Source organism: Snodgrassella alvi, from assembly GCF_040741455.2.
GTDB lineage: Bacteria > Pseudomonadota > Gammaproteobacteria > Burkholderiales > Neisseriaceae > Snodgrassella > Snodgrassella alvi_E.
Map to the genome: position 1 here is coordinate 695,914 of NZ_CP160328.2, position 22,404 is coordinate 718,317.

At 42.1% G+C, this 22,404-nt stretch carries 19 protein-coding genes; 6 read left to right on the forward strand and 13 right to left on the reverse strand.

The features are described 5' to 3' along the window. Positions 1 to 404: 404 nt before the first annotated feature. The 3 genes from ABU615_RS03250 to ABU615_RS03260 form a co-directional block, all read right to left on the reverse strand. Positions 405 to 1,568, reverse strand: a complete 1,164-nt coding sequence (locus ABU615_RS03250; RefSeq protein WP_370389202.1) for an FAD-dependent monooxygenase — start codon at positions 1,566 to 1,568, stop codon at positions 405 to 407. A gap of 26 nt (positions 1,569 to 1,594) precedes the next feature. Beyond that, positions 1,595 to 2,785: an FAD-dependent monooxygenase gene (locus tag ABU615_RS03255; RefSeq protein ID WP_370389203.1), complete on the reverse strand. Its 1,191-nt coding sequence runs from the start codon at positions 2,783 to 2,785 to the stop codon at positions 1,595 to 1,597. A 256-nt stretch (positions 2,786 to 3,041) separates the two neighbouring features. Next, complete coding sequence (locus ABU615_RS03260) at positions 3,042 to 4,238, reverse strand: MFS transporter (RefSeq protein ID WP_370389204.1); 1,197 nt, start codon at positions 4,236 to 4,238, stop codon at positions 3,042 to 3,044. 682 nt (positions 4,239 to 4,920) lie between these two features. On the opposite strand from ABU615_RS03260, the gene ABU615_RS03265 reads away from it, so the two are divergent. Both ABU615_RS03265 and ABU615_RS03270 read left to right on the forward strand, forming a co-directional pair. After that, entirely contained in the window at positions 4,921 to 5,403 is a 483-nt protein-coding gene (locus ABU615_RS03265; protein WP_100141327.1) for an Lrp/AsnC family transcriptional regulator, read from the forward strand. A 91-nt stretch (positions 5,404 to 5,494) separates the two neighbouring features. Continuing rightward, complete coding sequence (locus ABU615_RS03270) at positions 5,495 to 6,079, forward strand: DUF1415 domain-containing protein (protein ID WP_267408744.1); 585 nt, start codon at positions 5,495 to 5,497, stop codon at positions 6,077 to 6,079. A 58-nt stretch (positions 6,080 to 6,137) separates the two neighbouring features. On the opposite strand, the gene ABU615_RS03275 is transcribed toward ABU615_RS03270, so the two are convergent. Continuing rightward, positions 6,138 to 6,317: a hypothetical protein gene (locus ABU615_RS03275; protein ID WP_367490985.1), complete on the reverse strand. Its 180-nt coding sequence runs from the start codon at positions 6,315 to 6,317 to the stop codon at positions 6,138 to 6,140. A gap of 1 nt (position 6,318) precedes the next feature. On the opposite strand from ABU615_RS03275, the gene ABU615_RS03280 reads away from it, so the two are divergent. The 4 genes from ABU615_RS03280 to ABU615_RS03295 all read left to right on the forward strand — a co-directional run bounded on the left by ABU615_RS03280 (position 6,319) and on the right by ABU615_RS03295 (position 10,705). Further along, positions 6,319 to 7,731 carry a sodium:proton antiporter gene (locus ABU615_RS03280; protein ID WP_370389205.1) on the forward strand — a complete coding sequence of 471 codons (1,413 nt, stop codon included), beginning with the start codon at positions 6,319 to 6,321 and terminating at the stop codon, positions 7,729 to 7,731. A gap of 38 nt (positions 7,732 to 7,769) precedes the next feature. Next, positions 7,770 to 8,483 (forward strand): pseudouridine synthase, encoded by a 714-nt coding sequence (locus ABU615_RS03285; RefSeq protein WP_370389206.1) that lies wholly within the window; start codon positions 7,770 to 7,772, stop codon positions 8,481 to 8,483. Continuing rightward, positions 8,470 to 9,111 carry a trimeric intracellular cation channel family protein gene (locus tag ABU615_RS03290; protein WP_100141331.1) on the forward strand — a complete coding sequence of 214 codons (642 nt, stop codon included), beginning with the start codon at positions 8,470 to 8,472 and terminating at the stop codon, positions 9,109 to 9,111. Before ABU615_RS03285 ends, ABU615_RS03290 begins: the two co-directional genes overlap by 14 nt. Positions 9,112 to 9,601: 490 nt before the next feature. Continuing rightward, positions 9,602 to 10,705 (forward strand): Tim44 domain-containing protein, encoded by a 1,104-nt coding sequence (locus ABU615_RS03295; protein ID WP_370389207.1) that lies wholly within the window; start codon positions 9,602 to 9,604, stop codon positions 10,703 to 10,705. Between the two features lie 62 nt (positions 10,706 to 10,767). Here ABU615_RS03295 and ABU615_RS03300 read toward each other — a convergent pair whose 3' ends face one another. From ABU615_RS03300 to ABU615_RS03340, 9 genes are all read right to left on the reverse strand, one after another. After that, complete coding sequence (locus ABU615_RS03300) at positions 10,768 to 12,861, reverse strand: TonB-dependent receptor domain-containing protein (protein ID WP_370389208.1); 2,094 nt, start codon at positions 12,859 to 12,861, stop codon at positions 10,768 to 10,770. Between the two features lie 363 nt (positions 12,862 to 13,224). Further along, positions 13,225 to 14,718, reverse strand: a complete 1,494-nt coding sequence (gene cls / locus ABU615_RS03305; protein WP_370389209.1) for a cardiolipin synthase — start codon at positions 14,716 to 14,718, stop codon at positions 13,225 to 13,227. 200 nt (positions 14,719 to 14,918) lie between these two features. Further along, on the reverse strand, positions 14,919 to 15,983 hold the full coding sequence (gene hemE, locus ABU615_RS03310; protein WP_370389210.1) for a uroporphyrinogen decarboxylase: 1,065 nt from the start codon (positions 15,981 to 15,983) through the stop codon (positions 14,919 to 14,921). Between the two features lie 61 nt (positions 15,984 to 16,044). After that, positions 16,045 to 17,247, reverse strand: a complete 1,203-nt coding sequence (locus ABU615_RS03315) for a heme biosynthesis HemY N-terminal domain-containing protein (RefSeq protein WP_267391064.1) — start codon at positions 17,245 to 17,247, stop codon at positions 16,045 to 16,047. Next, positions 17,244 to 18,629: a uroporphyrinogen-III C-methyltransferase gene (locus tag ABU615_RS03320; RefSeq protein WP_267391063.1), complete on the reverse strand. Its 1,386-nt coding sequence runs from the start codon at positions 18,627 to 18,629 to the stop codon at positions 17,244 to 17,246. The genes ABU615_RS03315 and ABU615_RS03320 overlap by 4 nt, the downstream gene beginning before the upstream one ends. 51 nt (positions 18,630 to 18,680) lie before the next feature. Then, a complete protein-coding gene (locus tag ABU615_RS03325; RefSeq protein ID WP_367487524.1) occupies positions 18,681 to 19,412 on the reverse strand; it encodes a uroporphyrinogen-III synthase in 732 nt (243 codons plus the stop codon). Then, positions 19,409 to 20,341: a hydroxymethylbilane synthase gene (hemC, locus tag ABU615_RS03330; protein ID WP_367487521.1), complete on the reverse strand. Its 933-nt coding sequence runs from the start codon at positions 20,339 to 20,341 to the stop codon at positions 19,409 to 19,411. The genes ABU615_RS03325 and hemC overlap by 4 nt, the downstream gene beginning before the upstream one ends. A gap of 96 nt (positions 20,342 to 20,437) precedes the next feature. Further along, positions 20,438 to 21,148: a Sir2 family NAD-dependent protein deacetylase gene (locus ABU615_RS03335; protein WP_367429449.1), complete on the reverse strand. Its 711-nt coding sequence runs from the start codon at positions 21,146 to 21,148 to the stop codon at positions 20,438 to 20,440. Then, positions 21,145 to 22,332 carry an acetylornithine/succinyldiaminopimelate transaminase gene (locus ABU615_RS03340; protein ID WP_370389211.1) on the reverse strand — a complete coding sequence of 396 codons (1,188 nt, stop codon included), beginning with the start codon at positions 22,330 to 22,332 and terminating at the stop codon, positions 21,145 to 21,147. Before ABU615_RS03340 ends, ABU615_RS03335 begins: the two co-directional genes overlap by 4 nt. Positions 22,333 to 22,404: the final 72 nt, after the last annotated feature.

Consider the following 22,404-nt stretch of genomic DNA (forward strand, 5'->3'; position numbering starts at 1 on the left):
TATATCACAAAAGTCACTTCTGAGAGAAAGAAATAACTTAAAGAGCTACCCATGCAAAATATGCAGCAATTAAGTCTTAATTCAGCCTTGATATTATGATGTGATAAGATAAACGTTATTGATCAAAATGGGCTGGTGTACCAGATTAATGCAATTTGATGATTGACAATATAGCACTTTTATCTGGGTGCCTATTAATCTATATTTATATCAATTTTTAAACGAAGAGTATTTTACACATTCATATTGATTGGAAAAACGAGCAACAACGAAACTGTAAATCAATTTTTTATTAAAATTTGCAACAATTCATACATTTTTATAAATAAAAATATTTCAATACAAAGATATAAATTTCTACTCATTAATTAAAATTTATTTTACAGTATTTAGGCTTGAGATTATTACAGCCCCATAGCTTGACGAATTAGCTGATTTTTAAGCGAATCTAAATTATTCACCATATTCATTCCCTGATTGCGCAACCAGCTTATTCCGGGTAGGTAATTATTGGCAAACAGTCTGAACAATCCATCACAACCCTGCTGCATTGTGCGCACTGCTAGTAACCGAGAACGCTGATATTGTCTGAGCAAAGACCAGCTACCTAAATCCTCGGCATGTGCTAGCAACTGACTGAGATATTCTACATCTGCGAAACCCAGATTAACACCTTGTCCAGCCAAAGGATGAACGGTATGTGCTGCATCACCAATCAAAGCTATACGCTGACTGATGATAGTCTGCGGCTGGCGCTTAATAAGGTCGAAAGCAAATACCGGAGTGATCGGGCTTAGTTCACCCAACTGATAATTGCCTGCTTCAGCTACTTTACAAGCAAAATCTTCACCATTCAGGTGTGAAAGCTTGCCTGCGGAAGCTGTAGACCAAACAATGGAAATTTGATGCCCTGGTAAAGGCAGATAAGCAAGAATATCGCCATGACTAAACCACTGGTAAGCGCAGCCGTGATGATATTTTTCTGTGTTGAAATTAGCTACCAAACCTTGCTGCTGGTACGGTGAAACGTTTACTGTAATACCTGCCTGCTGCCGTAGCCACGATTGAGCACCATCAGCACCTATGAGTAACTGACTGCGATAAGAAGAGCCATTTTCTAATGTAAGCTGTGCTGACCAGACATCAGTGCTTATCATTTGGGGCTTACTTTGCACAATGGTTACATCAGTCTCTACCAAAGCATGCCATATTCTGGCTAGCAAATAGCGGTTTTCAAGCATGTAATTCAGATAAGGTACTTTTACGCTGGCTGCATCAAAACTGATATGCCCATTGGTGTCGCCATATACTTCCATACGGCTTACTGGCTGTACTCTCTCGACTGGCCATACACCTAATTTATTTAAAAGCTGTTGGTTGGCTGGGCTAACTGCATAGATACGCGCATCCCATGATTGAGTCAGACTGGTCAGGTTGGTTGTTGGTGGTGCTTTTTCTACTAGTAATACACTTTTGCCCTGCTGCTGCAATATAAGTGCCAATGTCGCTCCAATTAGCCCACCACCAAGAACAATGATGTCAAAATCTGTTTGCTGCTTATGCTGCATTTTACGTCCTTATCATGCCAATATTCTTATTCAGCAAAATCTGTGAAGGATGAATTCAGACCATAAACCAATTGTTTGGTAAATGACTGTCTGAAAGCTGGTATAGCACCCAGAATGCTCATCCCTAAACTCTGGCCGTAAGCCAGACCACTATGGGCATGATCAAACAGTTGAACCAAAGCATGTGTGAATCCTACAACCGCATTCGCATCATAAGCACGTGCTTGTGCATAGTTTCGTGGCAAAATATCATTATCCAGTTTTGCAATATCAAATGAGCCAAATACTGCACTTAGTGTTTCTGCATCACGTACACCCAAATTCAGTCCCTGAGCAGCCACCGGATGCATGGTCTGAGCTGCATTACCGATACAGATTACCCGCTGGCTGTAAACACGGCTAAGCTGCCGCAATTGTAGGGGAAAAGTTGCCACATTACCTATCTGACAAAGCCGGCCAAGACGGTTTCCCAGCACCGTTTGTAACTGCTGATTCATTGTATCCAAATCCATCTGCTGGCGTTGTTTTGCTTCCTGCGGCGTACATGTCCATACCAGACGAAAATCATTTGTATACGGCAATAATGCCAATGGACCGTTAAGGGTGAAACGTTCATAAGCAACGGATTGATTGGGGAATTCAAATTTAAGAGTACTGACCAAGGCCTGTTGCTGATAATCGTGGCTGCGTATCTGAATATCAGGTAAGTCTGCGGCCAAATTACCGCCCTCAGCGAGAATTAGCCATTGCGCAGTAAATATGCGTGTCTGAAACTGACTCTGGCACTGGATAGAAGCCCAATGTGGCGTTGTATGTATTTTTTCTACCTTAGTCTGCCATTGTACTGGAACCCGAAGTTTAGTCAGTGCTTGTTCACAGGCCTGAACCAATTTCACATAATCAATGGTGGCACCGAGATAAGGCTGATTTATATCCTGAGCTGACAACAGTACTCGACCAAAATGATGCTGCCGCGAAACGTGCACCTTCTGAATGAAAGTAAAAACATCGTCCGGGAGTTCCACTCCAGCATGACGAAATATTTGAATACTGTGATACGACAAAGCCAGTGTACGCTGATCGGTCAATCTGCTGCCGGCGGCACGAGCCTCTAGCAATAATACAGATTTTCCCTGTTGCTGCAACATCAGGGCTGCAAGCATACCCACCGGACCAGCACCGATAATCACAATCGGATAATGTGACAATGGTTGCATGATGCACCCTTTTACAATCAGAAAAACAGATTCTAACGTAATTTACCACTCGATAAAGTAAAAACAACCATATAAGGATTATCCCTATTTGTACTTGGCATAGATTTTAGTGCGTCAGTTTTACTGCTCATTACACATGTGTTTTCTATGGCAGATAAAGCTAATTATCTTATTGATAAATTGAAGTTGTGGTCTGGTTTTTTCTTTATTACTAGGAAATGATTATCGTCTACTAGCTTTGCACATGTGCTCAAGGCTAATTATGTTCAGCCTTTTTTCGCATCAGTACACCACCTATCAGCATAGCCAGCAGTTGAGCGCTAATCAATGTGACTGCTGTCATAAACCAGCCACCACTTTCAAAAGCATGGCCACAAAGCAGTGAACCCATAAAACCACCAGCATAGTAACACATGTAATATAACCCAGAAGCCAATGAACGGCCTTCTGTGACATTCGCAGATATATAAGTGATGGTGGAAGACTGAGTAATAAAAATACCACTACTCATCACGGCAAGTGCCAAAACAATCATCCACAATGGATGCAATAATGTTAATAATACGCCGAAAATCGACAAACTCATGGCCATTAATACAGTTAGATTAGTTCCAAATTTGATAATCAGACGAGCTGACAACGGCGTAATAATCATACCTATTAAATACACCGCAAATATATTGGCTAGTTGCGAGCTTGAAAGATTATAAGGTGGCTGATCCAAATACAGATTAATATAAGTGAAACATCCAACCAATGAAAACAGTACACAAAAACCTAGTGCACACGCCGCAAGAACGTAACGATTGTGCAGATGATGCCAGAGAGTCTTCAATGCGGTTGAAACCTGTGGCTTAGCTTCAAACTTTTTGGATGCTGGCAAGTTGCGCCAAACCAGTATGCCACCCAGCAAACTGATGATACCCATTATCATAAATGCATGTCGCCAGCCGATAAATTCAGTGAGATATCCCATCAAAAACCGGCCAAGAAAGCCACCAAGCACTGTACCGGAAACAAAGAAACTCATTAGCCTGATGCGCGGATTGCCACTGAATTCTTCGCCTATATAAGCCAGCAATACTACAGTGATACCGGGAACTGCCAACCCTTGTACAAATCGCAGCCACCAAAGCAAGCTGATGCTATGCACAAAAGACAGAGCCAGTGTTGGGATAGCGATAAATATGATTGAACCAACAATAAACATCTTGCGTCCGAAAGCATCCGAAATCATACCCAGAAATGGAGACATCAATGCGACTGCCAGTATAGTAGCGCCTACGGTTGAGCCTACAGTAGCAGCACTGGCATGAAACTCCTGCATTAGCACAGGCAATATGGACTGCACAGAATAGACTTGCACAAAAGCCAGGGCCCCGATGAGTAATACGGTAAATATGAGAGCAAGATTTAGTTTAGGTTTGGCTAAAGCCGCAGATAAGTCAGACATAATCGATTAAAACTATTCAACTTCACTTATCAATCATGTGAAATCATCAAGATAGGTGAAGCAAAGGGTTATGAATAATGTTTTTTAACCTGAGTTAAATTTTGTGGAATGGTAATTATACCCTTTATATGAAATATTGCTTTTCTGCTTTTCAATAGGTTTGAGAACAACTTTGGATTTTCAGCAGTAATAATTTCACGCATGATAGTAAATAAATTTTCATTCAATAAATTTTTTTTTCATTACATTTAGACTAAATCACTTCAACAACTTTAAAAAAATATTGCTTATATTGGTGTCGTAAGACAAATAGATGTTTTTAAATGCACAGGTATGGTAATTTTAAATTCATTTATTATAATTATGAGTTGCACTTGTATTACTTGTAAAAACAGAACGAAATATTAATCAAACCTTGACGTATATAGCTTAACTTTGAAACTTTACACTAAAATATTCATTTTCAGTTATCACAAATAGCTGACTACATTTTTTTATATTATTAAAGTAGATAGATAAACAAAAATCATTCAGAATAACTAGTATTAAAATTAAATTAATGTCAAAATAAACTTTTTTATGTAATAAAATGCAATTTTGCATCACTCATAAACTTTAACTTTAATCTATGTTTCGCTGCCTGTTGCATCAATGCGGCAGTAATCCTCAGGATCCTTGCATTATGGCAATAAGTTTTTTAGATAAAACCGACCTAAAAATCCTGCAAGTTTTACAAGACAACGGTCGTCTTACCAATGTAGAGCTGTCCGAGCGTGTGGCACTATCGCCCTCACCTTGCCTACGCCGGCTAAAGCAGCTTGAAGAATCAGGAATCATCCGTCGCTATGCTGCGCTACTAGACCCAAACCACGTTGCACTTGGATTACAGGCTTTTATTCATGTCAGTGTAAACAAGAATAAACAAAAACGAGATGAATTTACTCAAGCAGTGCAAAATTGGCCGCACGTTCTAAACTGTTTTGCCTTAACCGGCGAATCAGATTATATTCTTCAAGCTTTTTTTTCCGATATGAATGCTTTCTCACATTTTGTGTTGGAAACATTGCTGGCCACACCAGGGGTGGAAGATGCCAAATCTAGTTTCGTTCTGAGAGAAATCAAGGCAACGACTTCTTTACCACTGGAACACCTGAATATCAGTTAGTATATAAAAAAAACGATGAGCCAGGCACAATCTGATTAATCAATTATTTCTAAATGTTAAAACAGTTAATATAAAGGCAATATCGAGATTTATGTCTGCCAATGTCTATTCTGATGATGATATCTCCGCCATTTGCCAGCAATGGCTAGAACGGGCAGTAATCGGCCTGAATCTTTGCCCTTTTGCTCGCAGACCATACCAGCTACACAGACTGCGCTTCAGTATCAGCCATGCTAGACATACTGATGCATTTCTTGATTTGCTAGAAAACGAATTACACCTTTTACTACAGACACCAGCCACTGAAATTGAAACCACATTAGTTATTGAACCAAAATTATTCGCTGATTTTGAGGTTTTCCTCGACGTAGTGGCTCTTGCCGAACAAGTTTTAGAAGATATTGATGCCACAGGCACCATTCAGATAGCACCATTCCATCCAAATTTTCAGTTTGCTGATGAACCACCTGAAGACATTACCAATTATACAAATCGAAGCCCATATCCAATACTGCATCTGATTAGAGAAAGCAGTATAGATCAAGCTGTAGCCGCCTTTCCTGATGCAGGGTCTATTTTTGAACGCAACAAAACATTATTGCGCACGATGGGTACGGAAGGATGGTCTAGCCTCGGCATAGAATATCCACTACATAAAAAAAATAGCACTGAATAGAGATTACAATTATATAGATCAGAAGATTACAGTTTAACTAAAGCACGTCGGTTACAATCTATAGACAATACATCTTTAATATCTTTGATTTAAATTCCCTATTTCCATTCTCTTTTAAAACAGAAAAACTTTTCTTCAACCATTTTTTATTTTTGTTGTTAAAATCGCGTTTGTTAAAATAAACCACCTTTGTAATGCTTCCTGTATCCCATTTCTCTTCTCTGTCCGCTTTAGCCATTTTGTGCCAAAAAAGTCACATATTGCGCTATGTCAGTGCATTTATCGGCTTCTTTATACCTGCAACAGTGCTGGCTGCTGGCTTACCAGCTAACGAACTGAGTCTGTGGTGGTGTCTTCCCTTTATTGGCATGCTTCTTTCCATTGCTGTCAGTCCTTTACTGATACCACATCTTTGGCATCACCATAGTGGCAAAATTATTGCTATATGGTGCTGTATCTTCCTGCTACCACTATGCTGGCAATTCAGTATCATGACATGTGTTTCACTTGTTCTGCATACGCTACTGCAGGAATATCTGCCATTTATGCTTCTGCTACTGGCGCTCTATACCCTTTCTGGGGGTATAGTAATTCGGAATAGTGGTATTGGCAGTGTTAAATTAAATGTTTTACTTTTAGCAAGCGGTACCGTTCTGGCTGGACTGATGGGAACGACCGGAGCTTCCATGCTACTCATTCGGCCTATACTGCGTGCCAATGCACAGAGACGGTATCGTGCTCATATAGTAGTATTTTTCATTTTCTTAGTGGCTAATATCGGTGGAGGTTTAACACCGCTTGGTGATCCACCCTTGTTTCTGGGCTTTCTAAAAGGTGTTGGATTCAAGTGGACAATCAGCAATATGATATTACCGGTACTGCTGAATACAGTGCTTTTACTGGGTGTATTTACCTTTATAGATCAATTTTTATGGTTGCGAGAAACCAAAACCTCAACTCTACCCAAGCCATATAATGCTAAGTGGAGGATTGAAGGTAAAATCAACTTACTGTTTTTGCTGGCAGTAATAGTTATCATACTATTGTCTGGTTTATGTAAAAATTATCCAATCTGGCAGTTTTTTGGCATAGAAATTAGCTTAATAGCCTGTATTCGTGATGGTTTACTACTGCTGATTACCTTATGCGGACTGAAGTACACTCCATCCGCACTGCGTCAGCAGAATGAATTCAACTGGGCACCAATGCAAGAAGTCGGAAAGCTGTTTATCGGCATTTTTATTACCATTGCACCTGTAATGGCAATACTGCAATTAGGATCAGATGGTCAGTTTAGGCAACTAGTCAATTTCATTCACCACAATGGAGCGCCTGTCAATACGCTGTATTTCTGGATGAGTGGTGTTTTATCCGGTTTTCTGGATAATGCGCCAACCTATCTGGTATTTTTTAATCTTGCCGGTGGTGAAGCACAATTACTTATGCTGCAATTTCCTGAAACACTGCTGGCTATTTCCATGGGCTCAGTATTTATGGGAGCACTCAGTTATATTGGCAATGCACCTAATCTGATGATTAAATCAATCGCTGAGCAGCAGCATATCGCCATGCCCAGTTTTTTTGGCTACATGGGTTGGTCTTTAACTATACTTATTCCATTGTTTATTGTAGATACGCTTTTATTTTTTTAATTTATCGAGAAAATAACGGCCTGTAAGGTTAATTTGTTATGCATTTATTGAAATACCTGCAAGCGCAGGGTCTGGGCAGCCGTAAACAATGTCAGGTGCTGATTAAAGATGCCGCTGTACTCATTAATGGGCAGCTTTGTACCGATGCACGCATGGAGATAGAACCATCGAATGTAAGCAGTCTGCAAATTGACGAAGTGAATCTCCCACCTGTGCCATTGCCATATTTTTATATTCTGCTAAACAAACCTGCCGACTACGAAACTTCACACAAACCTCAGTTTTATCCTAGTGTATTCAGCATATTACCCGAACCACTGCGCCATCTGAATATGCAAGCTGTTGGCCGGCTAGATGCAGATACCACCGGTGTTCTGATTTTGACCAACGATGGCCAGTTTAATCATCGCTGTACCTCGCCTAAACACAAGCTACCTAAAATTTACCGAGTTAGCCTGAAACATGCTGCTGATGAAAGTTTGTGTATGAAGTTAAAGCAAGGGGTATTGCTACATGATGACAATGAAACTGTACAAGCAGAAACGGCTGAACTGACCGACTCCCATACCCTGCTGCTTACCATTACCTCCGGAAAGTATCACCAGGTTAAACGCATGGTTGCAGCTGCGGGTAATCGGGTAGTTGCTTTACACCGTAGCGCATTTGGTCCCTGGCAAGCCGAAGATTTACCGGTAGGTGGCTGGCGTTTTTTTCAACCTGAATTCGATAAACTGCAACATGCTCAATACTGATCTTATTTTTCAGCTGATTAACATTATTGGTACTGTAGCATTTGCTGTGTCTGGCTATTTAGTCGGATTTCGTAAAAGGCTAGACATTCTCGGTGTAATAATCGTAGCTTTACTCACTGCAGTGGGCGGCGGCATGATGCGCGATGCCCTTATCGGACATATTCCGATGATATTTAAAAGCAATACCTCATTGTGGACTATTTTTATTACGCTTTTATTATCGTGGTTATTTCATATTCAGTATCAGCGTCACCGAGTTCTTGCAGTATGGTTTGTGGTAGCAGATGCGCTCGGTCTGGCTGCATTCAGCCTGACTGGTGCCGAAGTCGGCTTAGCATTGAAATTAAACTGGTTTGGCGTAGTCACCTTAGCCTTTGTTACTGCAGTGGGTGGCGGGATTCTGCGTGATATTTTAGTCAATGAAGTCCCGATCATTTTGCGTAGTGACATCTATGGAACTATAGCAATATTACTCGGGCTGCTATTATGCATATTGAATCATTGGAATATGGTTACACCATTGAGCATTAATGTGTTGTTTATCAGTGGTGTCATCAGCCGTTTAATCGTTTATCGCTACAACATCACCTTGCCTGGATTCCAAAAAAAGAAAAATTACAAAATATAACAAAAATACATGAACTTTCTCTGCAAAAAACAGTCTAAGTCATTAAGATGATATCCATACGCAGCAACAAGCGTATAACCTCAAGATTTCAAATGCTTTTTAGTATTCTCTTGTCGAAACATTATTTTGGCCCTCTGCTGCTTCTCCCCTTGGCACAGAGGGTTCTTTTTATCTGAAGTGTATTTAATTTATCTACCAGCAATCCTTTTAATCAAGATATCCCCATTTTTATCAAATAAATAACAGCAAGCTGCAAATTTCTTCACTGATGAGCACTGTTTAACAAACTCAATCCAAACCTCATTAACGCTGAAGTTCATCACACCATGCCAGTTATTTTTCGCTAAAATGCCGACTGCAATTCGCAAAAGCTACCATTAAACCGTAAAATAGTTTAAATATTGCTGGTTTTTTTGCTTGAAATCTTATTTTTCAACGCTATGTACAGTAAAGTTAACTTTAATATTCAAGATATGAAAGTATCCAAATAATGGACAATCGAAAACTACGATACATTGCTTCAGCTGTCATCCTCAGCCTTACCTTGAGCCCTTTAGCAGAAGCCAAACGCATTGGAGGCGGAGGAAACCGTGGTATGTCACGATCCAACTATTCCAGCACGTATAGCAGCCCTTCCTATCAGTACAACCGCAGCAATTATGCAAATTCTTCGTCTAGCCGTCTAGGAGGAGGTAATAATGCAGGTATGTCACGCTCTTATTCAAATTCTGGACGCAATGATTACCGATACGGTAATAATCAGAATGGTTACGCCAATCAGGCTCAGCCTCGTGGAAACAGTACTGCGCGAGTCATTGGTGCCGGTGTTGCCGGAGCAGCAATTGGTGCATTAGCCGGCCATGCTATGGCAAACCACAACCAGCAGCAACCTGCTACCACCAACGCTACCCCTGCAAGTGATTACAATAATGCGACTAATAATGTTGATAATCAGACCATCCCTGAGGCTAATCAGCAGACACAAATGGCGCAGCCAGAGAAAAAAAGCGGGTTTAGCTGGCTATGGCTTCTCATTATTGTGATTGGCGGAGTCTATTTGTATCGCCGTTTTGCAGCAAAAAAAAATAATCAGGGCAATATACCTTACAATACTCAGCAAAACAGCAATCATTTCGGCACTCAGAACAATAGCAGTAATAGTGCCCGTACCAACATATTTGGTCAAAATCTAAGCAACAATAGCCCTGTCATGCCAAACAATTTTTCGGGTATGGCTGATGGCAGCAATACTGAAGCATTTCTTCGCTTTGCACGGCAACGTTTTAATCATGTGCAGTCCATGAATAATGCCTCGAATCTGGAAGAAATTAGACGCTACTTTACACCTGAAATGTTTGCCGCCATCCGCGACGATATTATCCAGAATCAGGATACGGCCGAATTCAGCGACCTCAATGCCGAACTGGTAGACAGCACACAGGAAAATGGTCAGTACATTGCCAGCGTACGCTTCAGTGGACTAGTCAGTGAAAATCTGGGCAGCCCTCAGCAACCGTTCAGCGAAGTCTGGCATTTTGTCAAACCGCTTAGTAATCAGCAAGAATGGTTAATAGCCGGAATTCAGCAGGATTAATTGAGAACATTGCGTTAGATAAATTACGCCGTTAAAGCACTGATTAAATCAGTGCTTTTTTATCATAAAGCTTTGCGAATATTAAGACCAGTACTGAAAGTCCGTTTAGGAGAGGGTTCGAAATAACGGCCATTACTATCATTGACAATCACCGAACCAGCGTAACGTCGATTAAACAGATTATCAACACGTGCGTAGCTGCTTAATGTCCAGCCTCGATAAGCCCATTCATAGCCAATATTGGCAGATGCCAGCGCATAACCAGGGGCATGATCAGTATTGCTGTCATTAACGTATATTTTATCCATATAACGAACATCCATACCACCTTGCCATCCTTGCTTCGGTTGCCATTGCAAACCAAAATACAATTGATTCTGTGCCACTCCGGGTATTTTACTTCCCTTACGCACAGCAACAGCTTTTCCTAGCGCCGGTATATCACTATCAAATTTGGCATCAACATATGAGTAGCTAGCCCGCGCCTCCAAATTTTGCCACAGTGTTTTCTGCCAGCCTAACTCTGCGCCATATCTTTTGGTACGGTCAGCATTACGAAATGTACTACGGCCTCCGGCTGATACGGCTGAGACTATATCGTTGTGTGACTCAGTGTGAAATGCTGTTGCAGAAAATATTCCCCATTGCTGGTCAAATTTCAGTCCTGCTTCAATAGTATCGCTGGAAGAAGGCTTAAGATTGAAATTAAAACCGGCCATACCATCTGGCCGATAAGCCATTTCAGTAAAAGTAGGCGTTTCAAAACCTTTGCCATAGGCAATATACGCAGCCGCATCATCCCGGAAATCCCAGCCTAGCGAAATACTGGGCAATAGTTTGTGGTAACGCAGTGCTCCACTATCATCGCCATTAGCTAGATAATGATCCTGCGTTTTAAAATGTACGTTACTATAACGCAAGCCTCCATCCACATGCCATTTCGGCACAAAACGCCACGAAAACTGCATATATGGGTCGAGATTCCATAAAGTATTGTACTCATCCCGACGCAAATTACCCTTCATCCCCAGATGGCTGCCGTTAAAATTATTGTATCCTTGCCGGTCTTCATTCTCACGGTCAAATGCCACTCCCCCAATAAGAGTGAGATTGGGCAAAGTGTTTTTGTTTAGCCAACGCAAATCGGCTCCATAATAATGTCGGGTAAAATCAATCACGCCTCCTGCGTGCTTAGGAGCGGTTTGCGCCTTGGCCGGAATCGACTGATATTGCACTACATGACGACGGCCGGCATAAACCATTGCATATAGACTATTATGCTCATTAATGGGTTTATCCCAAGTTAAACCAGTCTGGCTTTGGTCAATTTCCTTACGCATGTTGTAATCTCTGACATTTTGAGCAATCTGGCGCGGATTCTCCTGCCATTGTTCACGTGTCAGTCCGCCGGGATCAGCCGCTCTGATGCGTACCTGATTCAGCACCCAATTCACTGTACTGCCATCATTCAGATTCCATGTAAATTTAGCATTATTCAGTACCTTCCGTGCATCGCTGTGCTCGCGATATCCATTGGTATCAAAATAATTGGAACTGATATCATAGGCTGGCAGGTACGCTGATTCACTCCCACTCTGCAACTGAAATGAAGTTTGCTGCTTAGCAAAACGGCTGGTATTGAATCCAAGACTAACACTGGGCTTACCTTCGCCTTCACGGGTAGTTGCCAGTATTGTTCCTCCTGAGGAATTCCCATACAGAGATGAAAAAGGGCCACCAAGCACTTCTATTTTATCTAAAGAGTTCAAATCTATATTAGAAGTCTGCCCTTGCCCATCTGGCATAGACGCTGGAATACCATCAACGTATATGCGAATACCACGCACCCCAAATGTTGAACGCGCGCCAAAACCACGCATCGAAATTTGCATATCCTGAGCATAATTTTCCCGTTCCAGAGCTTGTAAACCCGGAATACCTTTTAGGGCATCGGAAATATTCGTTTTAGGTGTATCAGTTAGCGCTCTGGCATTAACGGTATGCACAGAGGCTGCTGTATCCAGCCATGATGCATGCGTGCGTAAAGCAGTTACTTCTATATCTGGCAATTGAGCATTATCTTTATCTTCTGCATAAACAACAGCAGGCAACATAGCCAGTGACAAAACCAATTTCTTCAAGTGTGTGTAAGACATAATTATCAAATGTTAGAATAAGTAATATACATAAAAAGTAAACTTTTCAAAGAAATATTATTTGTAAATATTTACTTCCTAAATCAAAGATACATAAATATAACAGAAATATTTATACATTCTGAAATAGACATAAAATAAGCAGCTAATTATCTGTAAATATTGACAAAAATAATAAACAAAACAAAAAAATATTTAAAGAATATTAATAACAGCAGTTTATCAGTAAACATTGATTACTCAAGCTACTAACTGTTCTCACTCACACCTGAAGTTGTTTCTGCACAGACTGCATCTACAATATCAGCTAATAAAAAAAGCTGCCGGTTTGTACCAGACAGCTTTGTATACATTCACAAACCGCTACAATAATGGGCCGACGAGACGCACAGAATTTTCAACTAGTCCCCACCATTTGGAACGCGCCTGCCATGCTTTAAGTTCAATATACTCACAATCACGCAGATAGCCGTTTTGTAAAGCAACAATCGTTTCCGTCATACCTTCATCATAAATGGCCAGACTAATTTCCATATTCAGATAAAAACTGCGCATATCCATATTAACCGTTCCAAAAAGCGTATAATCACTGTCAACAGTCAGTGTTTTAGCATGCAACAAACCACCTTTAAACAAAGCAATTTTAACACCGGCCTGAAGCAACATCGGATAATAAGCTCGAGAAGCATATTTAACCAGTTTCGAATCTACAGCCTCAGGTACAATCAGGGTTACTTCCACCCCTCGAGTAGCTGCTGTAGTCAGTGCCAGTAGCAAAGCATCATCCGGTACAAAATATGGGGTTGTAATCATAATCCGGCGTGTCGCGGCATGAATAGCGTTCACAATCGTGTCATAAATCACCGGACTTCCCTGTTCAGGTGCTGATGGAATTACCTGTACTACCACTCCGGTCTTTTCTTTTTGTGCAACCTGCAAATTTTGCATTAGAGCTTGTTTGCCATAGCTGTCAACCCATTGCTGTACCTGCATCAAATTAGATTCGGTCTCTACAGCCATATCACCGGCAAACACAGCAGCTAGTGGCTGAACCAAACTGCCTTCACAGCGCATCATCACATCCACCCACTGCCCGACACCAGCATTCTTTTTAAAAAACCGAGGATCCACCAGATTAAAACTACCGGTATAGCCAATTTTCTGGTCGATTACTGCAATCTTGCGATGATTACGCAAATCAGCACGGACAAAAAATGTACGCCACAGCTGTATAGGTAACGCTTCTGTCAAAGTAATACCAGCACTGCGTAATCGCCGCGGCCAGTCACTACGCCAGAATCTAGCGCTGCCAATACTGTCCACCAGCATACTGGTCACTACACCTCGTTGAGCAGCCGCCATAGCATCATTCAGCAAATCGACAATCACACCCTGAGGATCAACAATATAAAAAGCCAGCAGGCAGCTCGTTTTGGCCTGCTGAATATCGTGGCGGATAGCAGAAATAATTTCCTCATCATGTGTCAGCAAAGTTAGATGATTGTACTCAGTAGCCTCAAAACCAGTTTTGTCTGCTGCAATCAGGCTGATTCCATGATAACGCTCATTCAGACCACTACAAGCATGCTGATTGAAATCATGCAGATAGGTATCACTGAATTTATGATAAAACTTCACCAGTTCCCGCTGACGCCGCAATCGGCGCGAACCTAGTCTGGGTTCACCAATCAGCAAATAGGCCACAGCACCAACAAGAGGAAACGCCATCAGCATTAATATCCAAGCAACAGAAACACCTGTATTCCGCTGGTGATACAACACTCGTACCATCAGAACAGTCACCACCATCACGTGTAAAACAACAAAAATTTCTGCCCAAGGAATATTGTGTAACATAAAAGCTGACCTGTTGTTCTTAAACACAAAAAAAGATTAATTATAAAAATAAAGCAACAAAGAATGAATACGCAAATAAAATAACAGCCAGACAAAAATCTGGCAGGTACCGGAATCATCACTTCCTGTGCCTGCCTGTACATTAAGGTAATTTAGCTGAAAACTGTATGAGCCCCGTAGTTGTCAGTATCTAGTGATGACTAAATCTGATGATATGGAACTGACAAATTATGTACTGCTTCTACAACAAATTTTACCATTTCTGGATCAGTATATTGATTAATTCCATGTCCTAAATTAAACACATGGCCGCTACCTTTACCATAATCGCTCAGTAAACGACGCACTTCACATTCAATACTTTCAGAATTACCAAATAATGCCAACGGGTCAAGATTTCCCTGCAAAGCTACTCGATCACCAGCTAACTTACGTGCCTGATGTAAATTTACAGTCCAATCCACCCCCACAGCTTCGATTTCCAAATCAGCCAGCTGGTCAAGCCACTGCCCACCGCCCTTAGTAAACACAATTACTGGTACTTGCCGGCCATCTGCTTCTCTATGCAAGCCAGAAATCACCTGTTGCAGATAGCGTAAATCAAACTCCTGAAAGGCTGCATCACTGAGAATACCGCCCCAAGTATCAAAAATCTGCACAGCCTGAGCGCCCGCTCTGATTTGCTCATTCAAATAAAGACTAACCGATTGTGCATTGATATCCAGAATATGATGCAATAACTGCGGCCGCTGGTACATCATAGTTTTTAATAAACGAAAATCTCGGCTACCGCTACCTTCAACCATGTAGCAGGCCAATGTAAACGGGCTACCACTGAAACCAATTAATGGCACACGTCCGTTTAAAGCCCGCCGAATACTGTTTACAGCATCAAACACATAGCGCAACCGCTGCATATCCGGTACATGCAACCGCTGTACATCTTGCTCCTGCCGAAGCGGATTCATAAACTTAGGCCCCTCACCTTCCACAAAGTGCAAGCCCAGACCCATGGCATCAGGTACAGTCAGAATATCTGAAAAAAGTATCGCCGCATCCAGTGCAAAGCGTTCCAGTGGTTGCAATGTGACTTCTGTAGCCAGCTCGGTATTATGGCATAACGCCAGAAAACTACCAGCCTTGGCGCGAGTAGCGCGGTATTCAGGCAAGTAACGTCCAGCCTGACGCATCAGCCATACTGGCGTGTACTCGACTGGCTGTTTCAATAAAGCTCGTAAAAAAGTATCGTTATGTAAAACTGCCATAATCTACCTCAGGCAGTCAGCAAAAAATGTACTGACTGCCTGTTAAAATCAAAATAAAAAATTACAACTCATCATCATTACTGATACTGGACAGAATCTGAGTACGCTGCTCTTCTGCGGCCTCATTTTCACCCGATTGCTCCAGCACTTTTGCCAACAATAATCTGGTCACATTATTGCTTTTCGCTTGCAAGCTCGCTTCTAAATAATTTTTCGCCTTACCCCATAATTGCTGCTGGTAGCTCATCTCACCCATCAGCAATAACAAATCCGCATTCTGTGGCTCCTGTTGTAACCACTTATCCGCTGCTATCATATTTTTTTGCTGTTCTTTACTGCTTAAATACTGATTAGCGTGATTAAAAGCTGGTAACAATGCAGCATCATGACTACGTGGATAATATTTCTTTACCCATTTCACAGCCTGTGTGTACATCCCTAGCTGTAAATACTTTTCTACTATATCTGCACTCAACAAGCTTTCTTGTTCGTCCACTGGTATTGATTTAAGACTATTTTTCAGTTCAACAGGATTTTTGGCTTCAGCCAGTAATTGCCGGTAAGCCCAATATCTATATTGCTGCTGTTCACTATCACTTAATGCACTTGCACGGCTCAGCTTATCCACTTGCTGCAATACTCCTCGTGCATCATGCTGATCCCAGTCATAGCGTAGTTGTAGTTTCACAAGCTGAGTTAAATTCGGATTGATTTTGGCCGCAGCATCCAATGCACTCTTTGCCTGCTGCTCATTGTGCTGAGCCAGAGCTGATTGACTAAGCAGCAGATAACGTGAGAGTTGCTGTTTTTCGGGCAGCTTGGCCACCTCGTTTAAATAGCGGTCTCGAGTACTCATATCATCCATTTGGTCTGCACTGTGAGCAGCCAGCAATAAAGCCAGTGATCGGCTATGCTGACCCTGTTTATTGCGCAGCACTCGTTCAGCCTCTCGGGCAGCAAACTGATAGCGTCCTTCAAAATAAGCCAAACCAGCATGATTCAAGGCCGTTTCAACCTGATGGCGCTGATGATTTATGCGCCAATGTTGCCAATGGCCGGGGAGATGCACAAAACCCATAACAATGCGCAGCAAAATATACAGCATTACCACCGTCAAAAGCACCATACCGATAAAGAGCTGCAGATTAATCCGTATCAACGTCTGTTCTACGACAATATAAACATCACCACTGTAATACTTGGCACCCAGTACCACAGCTACAGCCACTATAAATAGTATAATCAACCATAACAAAGATCTCATAATGAATGTTCTCCCTGCACGGCAGAAGCTGCTGTTGCATTTTTAGCGCTTTCCGCACTGGCTGCTTTTGCTGAATGAGTTTCGGGCACAGCAGAAGCACTGCTGGCACTAGAAGCACTAAAATCCGGCAACGCAGTTGACATATCCATACCAGCCTGATGCTGATAATCTCGCACTGCTGCCAAACTTGCAGAAAGATTACTGTCCTGATTAGTCTGAACATTCAACATTTTCAGTTGAGACAGCTCTTTAAGCCAAGATTGTGTCGCCGCAGAGCTACCATCAAAATACTGTTTAACCGTGGCCTCGGCTGTGTTCAAATCAGCGGCATAAACCTCACTACGCCGCTGAATCAGCGCAATACGCGCATCCAACAAACGCAGACGTAGATTTTCTCGTACAAAATAAATTTGTTCCGGCGACATTAACATCGAATCATTATGATTAATATGCCGAACTTCTACCATACTACTTAGCGAATGCAGTGTAGCTTGCCACGTACGCTGCCACCATGATGCATTTGGATTAATAGTTGCCGTACCAGAAGAAACATTGGGTTGCAACTGATTATCAACGACTAGAGGTAAGCCTGCAACGCCAGATTCCAGACGATTTAGACGGAGAGAGGCACTGGCCACATCAAGATATGGACGACCTTTCAAGTTTTCGAGATCACTGCTGATGGCTTTTTTAATTGGCAATAACTGAGGTTGGTCAAAACGTGCCAAACGACTATCCAGATTTTCCAGCACATTTACAGCCACCGGAACATTCCCCGATATCAGCAACTGCTGCGCAGCCAGATTTAGTGTAGCCTCAATCTCATCAACCAGCCAATCAGTACGGCTTTTTACCAGCTCCTGATAAGCACGTGTCAGACGATCAACATTTTCACCCTGCGTTTTCTGCTGCGTTTGCAAATCTTGCAATTGCTTACTCAATTCATCAACCCGTGCCAAACTTGTTTCCACTGTAGCTGCGGTTTTACTGGCACCAATACCTGCATTTTCGATTTTCTGATCAAATTGAAGTTGCTGATTTTTCAGCAGATTTTGCCCCTCAACGAATAAAAATCCACTGGCACCCAATGCCAGTATCGACAGTACCAAAGCACCCAGTGCTATTCCCTTACCTGTACCAGATACTTGTTTCACTGCAGCTGGCCGGCTGGTTTCTTGAGGTACAGACATTCCTGATCCTGTGTTGTTTTTTTGAAAATCTTTAGTTTGATGGGTGCCGGCTTTTTGTTTATCTGAAGGTTCAGCTGCCGCGGATGTAGTCGATTCAGGAGGTACACGCACTTCACCTTGTGTATTCACCAGCAATGGCTGCTTACCTTGTTCCGGAGACTGACCAGACTGCGTATCTTGTTGTTCACTCATTCGGTATACTCCCTGCACGATAATTGGGACAACAGCTCAGCAGAACAACTATCACACTGTACTGTCTGAATGCAAAATTTCCAATCCACACTGTAAATCCGATACCAGCATCGTAGCGACATCATAACTCGACAGCGCTGCTTCCACACGTGGATGGTGAACTAAGTATAACAAGCTTTTGCCAATTGCGTACAAATCTGGCGGCATCTGCGAAAACCACGCATTTACAGCAGCACTTGTCGTCATATAAACAGCCTTCAAACGCTTTTCTTTAAGTGGCTGCCTCAATACAGACCAATTAAGCAGCTGTGGCTGGCGCTCATATACTTCAGCCAGATCAACCTGCCAACCTTGCTGACCTAGCTTGTCAACCAGCAATTCGCGACCGCCAACACCCCTAATCAGCATCATCCTTCCATTTTGCTGATGCCATATGGCTAAACGTAAAACTGCTTCACTATCATTGCCATCAAGCGGATAAACAACCTGTTTAAAACCGTAAGCAATTAACACTTTTGCTGTAGCTGCGCCTACAGCCACATGCACTACATTATCAGACTGAACAAGATATTTGGCAGCAATGTGCACTGCGCTAGGGCTGACCCACACAATGACATCTTGTTTCAAGCTGCGTTCAGCCAGCTGCTGCAAGATATCATCAAAAGGTAGCAACTGCTGATACTCCATTAATAATGGCTGCCATCCAGCACGAATACAGCTTTTTATATCAGCAGCTGCAGCCTGTCGCGGACGCATTAATACAATGCTGGACTGAGTAATCATTGACCGGACTGCACTTCATTAATCAAGTCTCTGGCGCCCAAACTGGCTAATTTTTGTGCCACGTTTAAACCCAGTTGTTCCGCATCACTCATAGAAGCCTGCGCACTGGCACGCAGCACCGTTTTTCCATCAACAGAAGCAACCAAACCAAACAATTCAAGCGTACCAGAGCTTTCAACACAATAAGCAGCCAGAGGTACTTGACAGCTACCACCCAAAAACTTTGCCATGGTTCGTTCTGCCGTCACACAAGCCGATGTAACTGCATGATGAAGAGGCTGCAACAAGTTTAATAAATCAGTCCGGTGAGAAGCCACCTCAATTGCCAGTGCACCTTGACCAGCCGCAGGTATGGAAATTTCAACCGGCAAAATACTACGGATACGATGATCTAAACCCAAACGTTCCAAACCAGCAGCAGCCAGAATAATAGCTGCATATTCTTGTTTATCTAATTTACTGAGGCGCGTCTGCACATTACCGCGCAAAGGTTTTATGTGTAAATTCGGATAGTGCAACCGAAGCTGAGCTTCGCGGCGCAGACTAGATGTGCCAACAATGGCTCCTTCTGGCAATTCCGACAGATGGGCATACTGTTGTGAAACAAAAGCATCAAAAGGATTAGCCCGCTCAGTTATAGCAGCCAGAACAAAACCTTCCGGCAGCTCCATAGGTACATCCTTAAGTGAATGAACCGCAATATCGGCGGTTCCTGCTTGCAATGCCCATTCCAGCTCTTTGATAAACAGTCCTTTACCGCCTATTTTAGACAAAGACTGGCTTAGTATCTGGTCACCCTTTGTCGTCATACCTTGAATAGTTATAGATACATTAGGATAAAGCACCTGCAAACACTGCTGTATGTGTCGTGCTTGCCACATAGCCAGTGCGCTTTCACGACTAGCAATGACCAGATTATTTTTTTTCATACCAAGACACATAAAACCAAAAAATTAAAGTATAAATTTTAGCATTAACTGTAGATTAAGCTGCATTTACTTACACAACCCAATATGTATTCAAAGTCAAGCTTCAGTTCGTAACAATAACTCATCAACCAGACCACTTACACCAGCTTGAGCAGATGCACGAATGATTTGTATATTCTGCAACCCTTCAAGTGGTTGAGGATCAACCAGAAAAATTTCTGCAGATCGTGCCGCATAGTGAAACAGACCTGCAGCCGGATATACTTGCAAAGATGTGCCAACAATGATAACTATATCAGCACAACGCATTAGCTGAATGGCAGAGTCAATCATCGGCACAGTCTCTCCAAACCACACAATATGCGGCCGCATCTGGAAGCCGTGATTATCCTTATCTTCCAGCGTCTGATCTGAAAAACAATCGACAATATAATTTTCATCAACACTACTTCTTGCTTTTAAGAGTTCACCATGTAAGTGTAGTACATGACTACTACCAGCACGCTCATGCAAATCATCTACATTCTGCGTGATAATATTAACATTGTATCTTGTTTCCAGATTTTTTAATGCTAGATGAGCCGTATTAGGTTGAGCTCTTAGCAACTTCCGCCTTAAACGATTATAAAATTCTAATACTCGTTCAGGATGGCGCTCAAAAGCCTCAGGTGTAGCAATATCATCAATTTTTTCACCATCCCATAATCCACCATGATTACGAAAAGTCTGCAAACCACTTTCTGCACTGATGCCCGAACCTGTCAACACAACAATTTTATGCCGGCCTACAGATGAAAACTTACTCATATGTGCACAAAAGCTTTAATTGCAGCTTTTAGTCTTTGCAAGCCAGTCTGCAAATCAGCATCAGTCAATAGCAGACTAGGTGCAAAACGTAAGACATTATTACCTGCCACCAAAACCAGCAAGCCATGCTGCAAAGCCAACTGCATTAATTGCGCAGCCCGTCCTTTGTACTTATCAGACATCACACAACCAAGCAATAAGCCCTGTCCTCTTACCTGAGCAAACACACCAGATGCATCAGATAATTCCTGCAAACCTTTCTTCAATTTTTCACCTTGCCGCAAAACATTCTGCAAGGTCTCAGGCGTATTTATAATATCAAATGCCGCACAGCCCACCGCACACGCTAGCGGATTACCACCAAAGGTACTGCCATGACTACCAGGCGTAAAACTGCGACCAACAGCTTCTGTTGTCAACATAGCACCTATAGGAATCCCACAACCCAGTGCTTTGGCAGCTGAAACAATATCCGGCCGGATATCATAATACTGATGTGCAAACAACTTACCGGTACGTCCCATCCCCGTTTGCACTTCATCGAGAATCAACAAAGCTTGATGACGATCACAGGCACGACGAGCCGCCTGCAAAAAAGCTTCAGTTACAGGCAATACACCACTTTCACCTTGAATCGGTTCAATAACTACCGCACAGGTTTTATCATTGACCGCTGCATCAATAGCAGCAACATCATTAAACGGAATATGCCGGATACCAGCAGGCAAGGGCGCAAAATCATTACTGTATTTGGGTTGACCGCCTACAGAGACAGTAAAAAGCGTACGACCATGAAATCCATTAATACAAGCAATTATTTCGTGTTTTCCTGTATCAGGAAAATGGTCACGCGCATATTTTCGGGCCAGTTTAAAAGCAGCTTCATTGGCTTCTGCGCCAGAATTACAAAAAAATACTTGCTCAGCAAATGTGTGTTTTACCAGACGCTCAGCCAAATTCTGTGCCGGTTGGGTGGTATAAATATTGGAAATGTGCCATAACTTATGTGCCTGTTCCATCAACGCATTAATTAGAAGCGGATGGCAGTGACCCAAAGCATTTACAGCAATCCCACCTGCTAAATCTATGTATTCCTGCCCATTATCATCCCAAACACGGCTACCTTCAGCACGAATAGGCAGCATAGGTGCAAAACTAAAATTCGGTGTTAAATAATTATGCATATTTCTCTCTATTAATCTATACATTTATCATAATCAGAAGTCATCAAGTTCTGCTATCTCAATGTATCATAA